Genomic DNA, 13747 nt, shown 5'->3' on the forward strand with positions numbered 1-13747 from the left:
TTTATCTGCCTCCTGTTTTGTCTCATTCCATCGCGGGCTCCATAGCCCTCCCGATTGCATGTGCCAGATCCGATGCCAGAAGGCTGTGCTGCCCTGTCTGCCTGGCTGCCGCCTCTCCTGCCCTGCCGTGAAGGTAGACCCCCATCAGGGCGGCCTGTTCTTCCTCCATGCCAATGGCCGCGAGGCCTGCGATGATACCCGTAAGGACATCGCCGGAACCGGCCTTGGCCATGGCGCTGTTGCCGCTGGAATTAATGTAGAGCGTCCCGTCCTTGCCTGCCACCACCGTGGCAGCATCCTTAAGCACGCAGGTAATGCCGTACCGCCCCGCATATTCCAGCGCTGCCCCGGCCAGATTCTCCTTGATGGCATCGATGCCCTCCCCTGTCAGCCTGGCCATCTCCCCAAGATGGGGGGTGATTATGATGTTTTCCGTGTAGTAGGTGGTCAGGTACGGATGCCCGGCTATGGCATTGAGGCCGTCCGCATCAATGATCACAGGCACAAAGGCGCTGGTCAGTATATCCTCCACCAGGTATTCCACATATGGTTCGCTGCCAAGTCCCGGCCCCAGCACCACCACATCCGCCCAGTTCATCTGCTCCTCAATCATGCGCTTGAACTCTTCCCTGCCCGAAACCAGCTGGTCCGCCGTGTAGGTGACGATGATGGCTTCCGGCAGGCGTTCCTGAAGGATCTGGCGGTTTTCCTCCACGGTCAGGAGCTTAACCAGCCCGGCGCCGGTGCGGTAGGCAGCCAGGGCGCTGAGGTATGCGGCGCCGCACATGTTCCGCGACCCTGCTGCAATCAGCACCTTCCCAAAGGTTCCCTTATTGGAATAGGCGGGCCGGCCTGGAATAAGAGCCAGATCCTCCGGCCCGTAGGTGAAGGCGTATCCACACCCTTCCTCTGCCTCCGCCACGGCCCCAAGGGCTGTTTCCGGGAATCCGATATCGCATACCTTTACCCTGCCCGCGTATTCCCTGCCCGGATAAAGGGCTGTTCCGGTCTTCTCCCAGCCAAAGGTGACAGTGACATCCGCCTTCAGCGCAATGCCCATGACAGCCCCCGTGTCCCCATGGATTCCCGAGGGAACATCCACCGCGATGGTATGGGGAATCCTCTTTTCAGACAGCATTTCCATGCACTGTCTGTACTCCCCCTCGATGGGACGGCTTAAGCCCACGCCGAATACCGCGTCAATGAGAAGGCAGCACTCCCCATCCACTGCCCCGGTCCAGGGCCTGACCTCCATGCCCAGCCTGCGCGCAATGGATACCTGGGCCTTAAACTCCTCTGTCCCCTTTTCCAGGTTCCCCACCACGTAAATACAAGCCTGATATCCTTTCAGATAAAGCATCCTGGCCGCCGCCACGCCGTCCGCCCCGTTGTTGCCGGTGCCGCACACCGCCCAGACAGCATCCCTCTGTCCGGCCAGGGCCTCTGCCTCTTCTGCCACCCAAAGGGCCGCCCGTTCCATCAGGACCATGGACGGTATGCCTATGGTATGGATGGTATGGGCGTCCACCGCCTTCATCTGTTTTGCCGTTACCAGTGTTCTCATCCGCATTTACCTCCTGTAAAAAGCAAAGGCCGGCAAGCATAAAGAATGGCTCCTTTGCTTGCCGGCTGATTCTTACTTTGATGCTTTTCCCTCTTCCGTCTTCTGGTCGTACATGCTGCATACCCTGTATGACAGGCGCATCAGACTTTCAGACAGATGGACATTCTCCACTACCACATCATCCGGAACCACCAGATCAGTATGGGCAAAGTTCCAGATTGCCTTGATACCGGCCTGGACAAGACGGTCTGCAATCTCAGGCGCCTTTGTCTTTGGAATGGTCAGGGCCGCTATCTGAATCTCATTCTCCTTGATGTAGTGCTCCAGATCATCCACGGAGCGGATCTCAATCCCGCGGATTACCAGGCCAATCAGCTTGGGGTTAATGTCAAACATGCCCTTGATGACAAATCCACGCCTTTCGAAATTCGTATAGTTTGCAATGGCCTGCCCCAGATTGCCAGCCCCGATGATGATCAGGTTGTGCTGCTGGTCAATCCCTAAAATCTTTGCTATCTCGGCATACAGGTACTTGACGTTATAACCGTATCCCTGCTGGCCGAATCCTCCAAAATTATTAAGGTCCTGACGGATCTGTGATGCCGTTACTTTCATCCTGGCGCTAAGTTCATTGGAAGAGATGCGTTCCACACCCTCCTCAATCAGTTCACCCAGGTAGCGGTAATAGCGGGGCAATCTTGAAATTACCGCCTTTGATATCTCTTTGCGTTCCATTGTGTTCCACCTTCCCCTTACGCGTTTCTATAAATACCTAATGGTTCTATTATAAACAAGTGTCAAAAAAATGTCAAACACGTTTCAGTATGTTCTTGAAAAAATTTTCCTATTATATTATACTGGTGAAAGTATAATGTGGAAATCCCGGCGGTCTGGAGCCTTGAAAAACAGGCGGTATATGCGGGTTTCCTTCCCATATAAGCGCGTAAAGACAGCGCCCCGGTTCCCCGCCCGGATGGGGCGCCGGTGTACAATGCAAAGGAGTTTAACCATGATTTTATCATGCAGCAATATAACCAAGTCCTTCGGTGACAAACATATCTTAAAGCAGGTTTCCTTCCACCTGGAAGACCACGAAAAGGCGGCCATTGTGGGCATTAACGGCGCAGGCAAGACCACCCTTCTGAAAATCATCATCGGCGAACTGGCTGCAGACGAGGGCGTTGTGGCCCTCAGCAAGGGCTCCACCATAGGTTATCTGGCGCAGCACCAGGACCTGGACAGCGAAAGCACGATTTACGAAGCCCTTCTGGAGGTAAAGCGCCCGGTCATACAGATGGAGGAGCGGATCCGCAGCCTGGAGCTTAAGATGCATTCCGCCTCAGGCGATGCCCTGGAAGCCATGCTGGCGGAATACAGCCGCTTAAACCATGCCTTTGAACTGGCCAATGGCTATGCTTATAAAAGCGAGGTCACGGGCGTATTAAAAGGCCTTGGATTCAGCGAGGACGAATTTACCAAGCCCATCAACACCCTTTCCGGCGGTCAGAAAACCCGTGTCTCCCTGGGCAAGCTCCTGCTCACCAAGCCGGACGTACTGCTGCTTGACGAGCCGACCAACCACCTGGACATGGAGTCCATTGCCTGGCTGGAAACCTATTTGAAGGGTTATTCAGGCAGCGTGATCATCGTTGCCCATGACCGTTATTTCCTGGACCGTGTGGTTTCCAAGATTGTGGAGCTGGATAACGGCATCGGGACCATGTTCTCAGGCAATTATTCCGCCTACAGCGACAAGAAAGCCATGCTCCGGGATGCCAAAATCAGGGCATATCTAAACCAGCAGCAGGAAATCAAGCATCAGGAAGCAGTCATCACCAAGCTTAAATCCTTTAACCGTGAAAAGTCCATCCGGCGTGCAGAGAGCCGTGAAAAGATGCTGGATAAGATTGAGCGGCTGGATAAACCGGTGGAAATTGACGATTCCATGGATATACGGCTGGAGCCGGATGTAATCAGCGGCAATGATGTGCTGACGGTCAGGGAATTAAGCAAATCCTTTGACGCCCAGACCCTTTTTTCCCACGTGGATTTTGATATCAAACGCGGGGAACGGGTGGCTATCATAGGCAACAACGGAACCGGCAAGACCACCCTGTTAAAAATCATCAACGGCCTCCTGGAGGCTGACAGCGGCGAAATCCGCCTGGGTTCCAAGGTGCACATCGGTTATTACGACCAGGAACACCAGGTCCTGCACATGGACAAGACATTGTTTGAGGAGATACAGGATACCTATCCTGACATGAATAATACCCAGATCCGCAATACCCTGGCCTCCTTCCTGTTCACGGGCGATGATGTGTTCAAGCTGATCCGGGACTTAAGCGGCGGGGAACGCGGACGCGTGTCCCTGGCCAAGCTCATGCTCTCCGACGCCAACTTCCTTTTACTGGATGAGCCTACCAACCATCTGGACATCACGTCCAAGGAGATACTGGAAAGCGCCCTCTGCCGCTATACGGGCACCGTGCTTTATGTGTCCCATGACCGTTATTTCATCAACCGCACCGCCACCAGGATACTGGACCTGACCAGCCAGTCCCTGATTAATTATATCGGCAACTACGATTATTACCTTGAGAAGAAGGATGACGTGGAAGCAGCATTCGCAGCAAGGAATGCTGCGGGCCAGGCGCCTGCGGGAACGCCGGACAGGGATCTGGCCTCCTCTTCTGCCAGCGATATAAAGCTGGACTGGAAGGCCCGGAAGGAAGAACAGGCGCGCATACGCAAGCGCCAGAACGAACTGAAGAAAACAGAGGATTCCATCCATGCCCTGGAAACCAGGGACAGTGAGATTGACGGGCTGCTTTCCCTGGAAGAGGTCTACACCGATGTGGACAGGCTGATGGAACTGAACAGGGAAAAGGAAGAAATTGCCCGGCAGCTAGAAGAACTGTATGAGCGATGGGAAGAACTGGCTGAGGATTGATGGTTTCTGAGTGGATGAAAGGAGTAAATGCATGAAATTAAAACGGATCCTGGCCCTGACCGGAGCCTTGCTTCTTGTGGCGCTGTTTGTACTGGCCATTATCCTGGCCGTGACAGGCGCCCCAAAGAATTACCTGATGGCCGTGATTTTCTCCATGGTGTTCATACCCATCATCATGTTTGCCATGGGACTGATGACACGTGTCTTAAAGCCTTCCGAACCAGTGGATATGGAAGCGCTGAAGGCGGAGGCGGAAAAAGCCGGTATGGCCGGTACACAGGCCGGCGGACGGACAGCCCATGACAAAGCGGAGGATAAAGGGGTTGGAAAGACCAAAGGCTGTGATAAAACATCCAGGCCATAGGCTGATGGGGATGACTTTGGGAATGGGATAATCTTGAGAATGGAATGATTTTGAGAATAGAATGAACTTAAGAATAGAATGAACTTAAGAATAGGATAAACTTAAGAATTGTAAATGCCGGGAAAGCTGTGTCCTACAGGTTTCCCGGCATTTTGTATCCTGGATACAAAATGGACATTCAAAAGGTAATCACTCATAAAACAGTATCGGCCAATAAACTGAAACAGGCAGATACCAAATATACCGCAAAGTGGGCGTAATCTGTCCTAAGGAGGTACCTTTGGTGGAATCCTCAGGACAGATAGAGGGAATGAATTTTCAAACACGCTCCAGAAAGGAATCCTGCTGCTTACAGGGAGATATCATATTCCAATTGTTAAAATAATAGAAACGTCCACAATTATGTGATATAATCTCCTACAACAACGGTGCGGACTCCATATATAAATGCATATTCAAAAAAACGAGGTGACATTTATGAGAGCAAATTTTGATGAGATTTCTATACAATACTGGCTTGATAACCGTAAATATATTCAAGCAAAATCATATTCCTGTTTTCACAATGGATATGTTTACGGCGATAATATGCAGTTTGATAAAATTAATTTTGTATTCGTGGCTGGCGATAATGAGATAATAATTGACGGGGAAAGTCCTCGAAAAACATATATTAAATTCGTTGAGGCTGCCTGTAATCAGTCCATTGAGATTATGAATGGATTCCTAACCGCAAAAGCAGATAAATTTAAAATTTATCCGGAAACAGTTGTCCATGGCTTTACAGCAGGGCAGAAAAACAGTACACGGATACAGGATGAGAACAGTGCAATCATTATTTCGGACAAAAAGTATTATGTTGCAAATAATTTAAAGATATGCGAATTTTTCAATGCGGCTGCCAGTGCCCTGACTGAAGAATACAGGAAAAAATGGTATATAAGGATCATCTGTAATGATAAGCACAGAAATACCCCCTTAAAGGCGGTAGATGAGCTTCAACCAGCAGAAACAAAACCGTATAGCAGTTTTAAATTACTCATTGATGATGAGGACACTCCCACCAAAAGGAAATCAGCGCCAAAACAGACCACAAGGCCATGTAAGACAGATTATATCACCCTGAATGAAAAGAAAAAAAGCATTGGCGATTTAGGAGAATATATTGTTATTGAGTTCGAAAAGAAAAAGTTACGTAATGTAGGGTTAGTGGAACTTGCGAAGCAAATTGAACATACATCACAGGAAGTGGGCGATAACGAAGGCTATGATATTAAATCCTTTACCGAACAAGGGGAACTATTATATATTGAGGTAAAGAGTACAGAACAGAACCATGACGGCGGTTTCTATATTTCCCAAAATGAAATCACTGTTGCCAATAAGATGCAGCAGCAAAAGAAAAACTACAGAATTTACAGACTATACAATATTAACAAGAGAAAAGGTGAGGCCCATTTAAAGATATATGAACCTCCATTTGATACCGGGCGGTATGTCATGAAAGTAATGTCCTGGTATATTGAAAACGAAATTTAACAAATTCTTAAAATCAAGTGGGTAATTGGGGAATTAAAATGATAAATGAACATGGACCTGTTGGAAGTCCTGCTGCGTCTTTACTGAATGGGTCTGCATAACAGGGAAACGGCATAGCCCGCAAAGCTATGCCGTTTTCCAGAAAATATTCCTGATACCGTCTTGTAGGTACCTTTCGATTTAAATGTCCTTTTCAGAATTTATTTTCGAACCCTTACTATACTTCCCGAAGCGGCTTGCGCATGATAATGTCATCCCGTCCCGGTCCATTGGAGACCATTGCAATGGGAGCCTCAATCTCCTTTTCCACGAACTCTATATATTTGCGGCAGTTCTCAGGCAGTTCCTCATAATCCTTAATCCCGCGGATGTCGCATTTCCATCCCGGGAGCCTGGTAAGCACAGGTTTAGCCTTCTCAAGCCGTGCGGTGGTGGGGAATTCCTTTGTCACCTGACCGTCAATCTCATAACCCACGCACACAGGAATCTCATCCAGATACCCCAGGACATCAAGCACGGTAAATGCCACCTCCGTGGTTCCCTGGATACGGCAGCCATATCTGGTCGCTACCGCGTCGAACCAGCCCACACGTCTGGGGCGTCCGGTGGTTGCGCCATATTCGCCCCCATCGCCTCCGCGGTTCCTTAACTCTTCCGCCTCATCCCCGAATATCTCGCTGACAAAGGCGCCTGCGCCTACAGCGCTGGAGTAAGCCTTTACAACCGTGGTAATGTCCTTAATCTCATATGGCGGTATCCCTGCGCCGATTGCGCCGTATGCAGCCAGGGTGGATGAGGAAGTCACCATGGGATAGATTCCATGATCCGGGTCCTTAAGGGAGCCAAGCTGGCCTTCCAGAAGGATTTTCCTGCCCTCCTTAATGGCCTCATAGAGATACGCGGATGTATCACATACATATGGCTCAATCATGTCACGGTAACCGTGCAGCTCACTGAGCAGCTCCTCCGGATCTAACAGCGGTTTATGGTACAGATGCTCAAGCAGCACATTTTTCTGCTCACACACCCTGTATGCCTTCTCCTTCAGAAGCTCCTCGTCGAACAGCTCACTGACCTGGAAACCGATTTTGGCATATTTATCAGAATAAAACGGGGCAATACCCGATTTGGTGGAACCAAAGGATTTGCCTGCCAGACGCGCTTCCTCGTAGGTGTCAAACAGCACATGATAAGGCATCAGGATCTGCGCCCTATCCGAAACAAGGACCCTGGGCTTTGGAACCCCTCTGTCCACCAGTGACTGTATCTCATCCATCAGATATGGGATATTAAGCGCCACCCCATTGCCAATCACGCTGGTTGTATGCTGATAAAACACGCCGGATGGAAGGAGATGAAGGGCAAACTTGCCATAATCGTTAATAATGGTATGTCCCGCATTACTTCCGCCCTGAAAGCGTACAATAATGTCAGACTCCTTGGCAAGCATATCCGTAATCTTGCCCTTGCCTTCATCGCCCCAGTTAGCACCTACAATTGCTCTGACCATACAATAAATCCTCCTTCGGGTATCTTCCCGTCCATGCTCATTATCTTCCTTAAGCCCTATTCTGAGTCTGGTACAAACTCAAAAAAGACAGTTCTTACTTTACTACAATGCCCTTCATAAGTAAAGACGTTCTTTATTATGCTTCCCATAATGAGCGCTTATATCATATCCGTATCAATCCTCTGGCCGGTAATCATTTCCAGAAGCTTGCGTCCAGGCATGGATATAAGGTTAGATTCCCCGGTAACCACGCAAATATGCCGGGCAGGCATCTCCATTTTAAATTTCAGTTCAAATACATCCCCTGCTTCCACCGCGTCCTGGGCAAATCCCTCCATCACGCAGCCCACCCCCATATTGCGCTTGGCAAACTGTACGATCATGTCGCTGATAGCCAGTTCAAACTCCGGCTTCAGTTCAATCCCCTGTTTTAACAGGAAATCATCCATGAATGTCCTGGTGCTGGTATTCTTTTCCAGGAAAATGCAGGGCAGGCCTGAAAGCTCCGAATAATCCAGCTCCCTGTCCCTCAGCTTTTCAAAGCTGTTGCCGGCAATGAACACATTGCGTATGACCTTGACCGGAATCCGGTTCATGGTCCCCCTGCATTCAAAGGGAGTGGTGACAACGCCAAAATCAATCCTGCCCTCTTCCAGGCTCTTTATGGTTTCCGGCGTAGGCGCATTTGATACATTGACCTTGATTTTAGGAAACTCCTTGTGGAACTGTTCCAGGTAAGGAAGCAGGAAAAACTGAAGGGTCATATCGCTGGCCCCAATCCGCACCTCCCCCATATCCATGCCCAGGACCCGTTCCACCATCTTCTCGCCTTCCAAAAGGCTCTCCACCCCCACTTTAACATAGCGGTACAGCAGTTCCCCCTCCTTGGTAAGCTGTACGCCCTTGGATGTCCGCAGGAACAGCTTGATTCCCGCTTCCTTTTCCAGCTGGCGCACGGCCTGGCTGACTGCCGGCTGGGAGATACACAGCTCCCTGGCAGCCGCAGTCAGGCTCCCATGAACGCACACATAGTAAAACACCCTGTAATATTCCAGATTTACATTCATTCATGACCTCCCTTTCCTTTGTTCTTGTTGACTTGTCCTTATACTTGCTTATATTAAAACTATACCATTCCTTGCCGAGGTTCGCAATATGGGAACGTGGATTTATGAGGTGTGGGGTGAGGTGCATCCGTCCGTGAGCGGAAGGGGGATGGGGGTACGGATACGGCTGCGGGACTAGTGGCTCTAAGGCTGAGGAAAACGGCGCTGGACAAGAGGCTGGCTGCCAAACTCGCGCTTTAGGTGTTACCACCCATTCAGTCATCGGGTTCAGACAAAGGCGCCAGCCTCTTAGCACCGCTTCCCTCAGCCTAAGACCCACACGTCCCTGTAGATGCATCCACACCCCCATCCCCCTTCCGCTCACCCGCTACGTTCCTCCATCCCTGCATCTCATGAATCCGACTAGAAAAATAAAAAAATCCCCCCGCCAGTCCATCCCATATCTTCTGGAAACAGCTGGCACCGGAGATTTTATTTCCACTTCTGCGTTTGGCGCATGTCATGGCTGGAATACACAGTCCGCGAAGCGGGCCAGGGCGGGTTTTGGGCTGAGGGGGAGCGGGCGGGGACGGGGGGATTCCTTAGGGCGGCTGCGGGGCGGGCGCATTGTGGAGGAGGGAGCAGCTTCTTAGGTTCTGGCAAGCGGAAAGACGGGGTGGATTCCTGCATCAAAGCAAGAATCCAAGGTGCTCTGAGCTGAGAAAGTCCTTCAGGATTTCTCAGCGAATAGCACCGGTCCCCGTCTTTCCGCTTGTCAGGGCCTTAGAAGCTGCCCCTCCGGAACTTGGCGTCCGTCCCGCAGCCGTCCTAAGGAATCCCTCCGGCCCCGGCCGGTTCCCCTTAGGGCAAAGCCCGTCCTGGCCCGCTTCGCGGACGTAGCATCCGCAACTTCCTCACATGCCCCAATCCAACCTACACATTTATTTCCGCAGTCATCCCCAGTTCCCCTGCATTGTCTGCAAGCACCGGGCGGATTACCTCTTCCAGGAACTCTTCTACCTGCCTGGGCGCCCGTCCCACATAGCGGGATGGGTCCATGGCCGCCTTCAGGTCATCCAGGGAAAGATTGAATGCAGGGTCTGCTGCAATCAGTTCAAGGAGATTGTTATCCAGACCTTTTTCTTTTACGTTCTTTCCTGCTTCCATGGACAGTTCCCGGATGCGCTCATGGAGTTCCTGGCGGTCGCCTCCGGCCTTTACCGCATCCATCATGATGTTCTCGGTTGCCATGAAGGGCAGTTCCGCCATCAGGTGCTTTTCGATTACCTTTGGATACACCACAAGGCCGTCCACCACGTTCAGATATAAATCCAGGATACCGTCCACGGCCAGGAAGCCCTCGGGTACGGAAAGCCTCTTGTTGGCCGAGTCGTCCAGGGTCCTCTCAAACCACTGGGTGGAGGCCACCAGCATGGGGTTCATCATATCGCTCATCACATAATTGGCAAGGCTGGCAATCCGCTCGCTCCGCATGGGGTTGCGCTTATAAGCCATGGCGGATGAACCAATCTGCTTTTTCTCAAATGGCTCCTCCACCTCCTTCAGGTGCTGAAGCAGGCGGATGTCGTTGGAGAATTTGTGGGCGCTCTGGGCAATTCCTGCCAGGACGCTGATCACACGGCTGTCAATCTTCCTGGAATAGGTCTGGCCTGAAACAGGATAACAGCCCTCGAATCCCATTTTCCCGGCTATCCGCTCATCCAGGCGGCGGCATCTGTCATGGTCGCCGTCAAACAGTTCCAGGAAGCTGGCCTGGGTGCCTGTGGTACCCTTGGAGCCGAGAAGGCGCATGGATCCGATGAGATAATCCAGGTCATCTAGATCCAGCTTCAGCTCCATCATCCAGAGGGTGGCGCGCTTTCCAACCGTTGTGGGCTGGGCGGGCTGGAAATGGGTGAATGCAAGGGTTGGAAGTTCCTTATAGGTGTCGGCAAACTTAGCCAGTTCAGCCAAAACGTTGAGCAGTTTCTTCCTTACCAGCTTAAGGGCTTCTGTCATGATGATGATATCCGTATTGTCCCCCACATAGCAGGATGTGGCTCCCAGATGGATGATTCCCTTTGCCTTAGGGCACTGGACCCCGTAAGCATACACATGGCTCATCACGTCATGGCGCACTTCCTTCTCACGGGCCTTTGCCACATCATAATTAATATCATCTGCATGGGCCTTCAGTTCCTCAATCTGTTCGTCCGTAATGCCAAGACCCAGTTCCTTCTCAGTCTCGGCCAGGGCAATCCACAGGCGTCTCCAGGTCTTAAATTTCATATCCGGCGAAAAGATATACTGCATCTCACTGCTGGCATAGCGCTCGGAAAGAGGGCTTACATATCTGTCTGTGTTACTCATGTCATTTCCTCCATACTTTTCCACCATTGATTGTCCATCATGGTTTTTCCTCAATTCATGGTTTTTATCTTACCACAACAGGTGCATGTCTTCAACCGCTGTTTATTTATCGTAGCTTCCCCTTATATCCTCAGCCGGCGGATCTATGGGGTAATTCCCGCTGAAGCAGGCCGTGCATATGGAGCGGCTGCATGCCATCTCCTGTAGCCGTTCCATTTTCAGGTAAGAAAGGGAATCCGCGCCAATCATCTCCCGTATCTCCTCCACCGTATGCCCGTGGGCAATCAGCTGGTCCTCTGACGGGATATCCGTGCCAAAGTAGCAGGGATGGAGGAATGGAGGCGCACTGATCCGCACATGGACTTCCCTGGCCCCTGCGTCCCGAAGCATGTTCACAATCAGGGCGCTGGTGGTGCCGCGCACAATGGAATCGTCAATCATGATGATGCGCTTGCCTGCAACCGCTTCCTTCAGGACGTTCAGCTTAATCCGGACCGCCGACTCTCTGCTGCTTTGCTTGGGCTTTATGAAGGTCCGTCCCACATAGGAATTCTTCACGAATGCGGTTCCATAGGGAATCCCGGATTCCATGGAATAACCAAGGGCTGCCCCGTTCCCGGATTCGGGCACGCCCACCACCAGGTCTGCCTCCACCGGCGAATCCAGGGCCAGGAAACGGCCTGCCTGGATTCTGGAGTGATACACGCTTACCCCGTCAAAAACACTGTCCGGCCTGGCAAAATAAATATACTCGAAAATACATCTGGCCTCTTTTTCCGTATCCCTGAAACACATTTCAGTATTGGACGCAATCCCTTCCCTGGTAATAGTGACAATCTCCCCTGGCTTTACGTCCCTCACAAACTCCGCTCCGATTGTCTCAAGGGCGCAGGTCTCTGATGCAAGGATATAGGCATTATCCCTCTTTCCAATGCACAGGGGCTTGAATCCAAAGGGGTCCCTGGCCCCAATCAGCTTGCGCGGGCTCATGATGACAAGGGAATAGGCGCCCTTCAGCTTGCCCATGGCTTTTGCCACCGCACTCTCAACATTGGGCACGGACACCCTGGCCCTTGCAATATGGTAGGCAATCACCTCAGAATCAATGGTTGTCTGGAAAATGGCTCCCGTGTATTCCAGTTCCTGGCGCAGCTGCGGCGCATTGACCAGGTTGCCGTTGTGTGCCAATGCAAGGGTGCCTTTTACATAGTTGAGCACCAGGGGCTGTGCATTTTCCCTGGTACTGCTTCCGGCCGTGGAGTAACGCACATGCCCGACCCCGATGTTGCCGTGCATCTGCTCCAGATGTTCCGTTGAAAACACCTCGTTGCAAAGGCCCATGCCCTTGTGGGCGCTTACCTTCCCCTTCGGTCCCTCCGTGTCGCTGACCGCAATGCCGCAGCTTTCCTGCCCCCTGTGCTGCAGGGCAAAAAGCCCGTAATAAATAGTAGATGCCACATCATTCCCATCAAAATCATAAATCCCAAAAACCCCGCACTCCTCGCGCAGTTTATCTGCCCCAATGTCAAAGTCCAACTGGTTCTGCTCCATTCAGTCAAGTCCCTTTCTCTATAAGTCATGTGGAAAGTCCCCGATTGATTTAATCGGGGAAAAGCATTGAATCAGGCAACGCCTGGGTAATCAATGCCCAGGCGTTGTATGTAAGTTCATTACTGGATTCCCAATCTGCGGAACACTTCCTCATATGCATCCTCTACATTGCCAAGATCCCTTCTGAACCTGTCTTTGTCCAGCTTCTCATGGGTGTCCTTGTCCCACAGGCGGCAGGTATCGGGGGAAATCTCGTCAGCAAGGATTATCTTCCCGTGGTAACGGCCAAACTCAATCTTAAAGTCAATCAAATCGATGTTCAGGCCGTCAAAATACTCCTGAAGCACTTCGTTTACCTTGAAGGTATATTTGGTAATGTCATCAATCTCTTCCTGGGTGGCAAGGCCAAGTGCCAGCGCATAGTAGCTGTTGATGAACGGATCGCCCAGGTCATCATTCTTGTAGCTGAATTCCAGGGTCGGGCATTTGAACCTGATGCCTTCCTCCATTCCCATTTTCTTGGCAAAGCTGCCGGCGGAATAGTTGCGCACGATTACCTCAAGGGGCACAATCTCCACTTTCCTGACAGCAGTCTCCCTGTCATTTAATTCTTCCACCAGGTGGGTGGGCACACCCTTTTCTTCCAGCTTCTTAAAGATGAAGTTGGTCATACGGTTGTTGATGGCTCCCTTGCCCACAATGGTCCCCTTCTTTAATCCGTTAAATGCAGTGGCATCATCCTTATAGGATACGATTAAAACATCCGGGTCCTCAGTTGCATAGACTTTCTTAGCCTTTCCTTCATAGAGCATCTCTTTCTTTTCCATGGGTATCCACCTGTCCTTTTCTT

The 13747-nt window shown here is 51.1% G+C and carries 11 protein-coding genes; 4 read left to right on the forward strand and 7 right to left on the reverse strand.

The window, feature by feature from the left end; all coding sequences use genetic code 11:
* Positions 1-22 precede the first annotated feature (22 nt).
* Entirely contained in the window at positions 23-1564 is a 1542-nt protein-coding gene (locus LK536_RS31550) for an NAD(P)H-hydrate dehydratase (protein ID WP_227794953.1), read from the reverse strand.
* 72 nt (positions 1565-1636) lie between these two features.
* Positions 1637-2299, reverse strand: a complete 663-nt coding sequence (locus LK536_RS31555) for a redox-sensing transcriptional repressor Rex (protein ID WP_008725346.1) — start codon at positions 2297-2299, stop codon at positions 1637-1639.
* Positions 2300-2573: 274 nt separating this feature from the next.
* Here LK536_RS31555 and abc-f point away from each other — a divergent pair, with 274 nt between their 5' ends.
* The 3 genes from abc-f (at position 2574) to LK536_RS31570 (ending at position 6420) form a co-directional block, all read left to right on the forward strand.
* Entirely contained in the window at positions 2574-4517 is a 1944-nt protein-coding gene (gene abc-f, locus LK536_RS31560) for a ribosomal protection-like ABC-F family protein (protein WP_025482082.1), read from the forward strand.
* A 31-nt stretch (positions 4518-4548) separates the two neighbouring features.
* Positions 4549-4881: a hypothetical protein gene (locus LK536_RS31565; protein ID WP_227794954.1), complete on the forward strand. Its 333-nt coding sequence runs from the start codon at positions 4549-4551 to the stop codon at positions 4879-4881.
* A gap of 477 nt (positions 4882-5358) precedes the next feature.
* Positions 5359-6420 (forward strand): protein NO VEIN domain-containing protein, encoded by a 1062-nt coding sequence (locus LK536_RS31570; protein WP_227794955.1) that lies wholly within the window; start codon positions 5359-5361, stop codon positions 6418-6420.
* 217 nt (positions 6421-6637) lie between these two features.
* On the opposite strand, the gene LK536_RS31575 is transcribed toward LK536_RS31570, so the two are convergent.
* Both LK536_RS31575 and LK536_RS31580 read right to left on the reverse strand, forming a co-directional pair.
* Positions 6638-7930: an adenylosuccinate synthase gene (locus LK536_RS31575; RefSeq protein ID WP_008725343.1), complete on the reverse strand. Its 1293-nt coding sequence runs from the start codon at positions 7928-7930 to the stop codon at positions 6638-6640.
* Positions 7931-8088: 158 nt separating this feature from the next.
* Complete coding sequence (locus LK536_RS31580; RefSeq protein ID WP_025482094.1) at positions 8089-8997, reverse strand: LysR family transcriptional regulator; 909 nt, start codon at positions 8995-8997, stop codon at positions 8089-8091.
* A 392-nt stretch (positions 8998-9389) separates the two neighbouring features.
* Here LK536_RS31580 and LK536_RS31585 point away from each other — a divergent pair, with 392 nt between their 5' ends.
* The gene (locus tag LK536_RS31585) at positions 9390-9629 is read left to right on the forward strand and encodes a hypothetical protein (RefSeq protein WP_008725341.1); all 240 of its coding nucleotides are present in this window, start codon (positions 9390-9392) and stop codon (positions 9627-9629) included.
* A gap of 280 nt (positions 9630-9909) precedes the next feature.
* Here LK536_RS31585 and purB read toward each other — a convergent pair whose 3' ends face one another.
* The 3 genes from purB to purC form a co-directional block, all read right to left on the reverse strand.
* On the reverse strand, positions 9910-11346 hold the full coding sequence (gene purB / locus LK536_RS31590) for an adenylosuccinate lyase (protein WP_025482097.1): 1437 nt from the start codon (positions 11344-11346) through the stop codon (positions 9910-9912).
* 102 nt (positions 11347-11448) lie between these two features.
* Positions 11449-12897, reverse strand: a complete 1449-nt coding sequence (purF, locus tag LK536_RS31595; RefSeq protein ID WP_227794956.1) for an amidophosphoribosyltransferase — start codon at positions 12895-12897, stop codon at positions 11449-11451.
* A 119-nt stretch (positions 12898-13016) separates the two neighbouring features.
* A complete protein-coding gene (purC, locus tag LK536_RS31600; RefSeq protein ID WP_227794957.1) occupies positions 13017-13724 on the reverse strand; it encodes a phosphoribosylaminoimidazolesuccinocarboxamide synthase in 708 nt (235 codons plus the stop codon).
* Positions 13725-13747 lie beyond the last annotated feature (23 nt).

The sequence above is a fragment of the Clostridium pacaense genome, assembly GCF_020709765.2.
Lineage (GTDB): Bacteria > Bacillota > Clostridia > Lachnospirales > Lachnospiraceae > Enterocloster > Enterocloster hominis.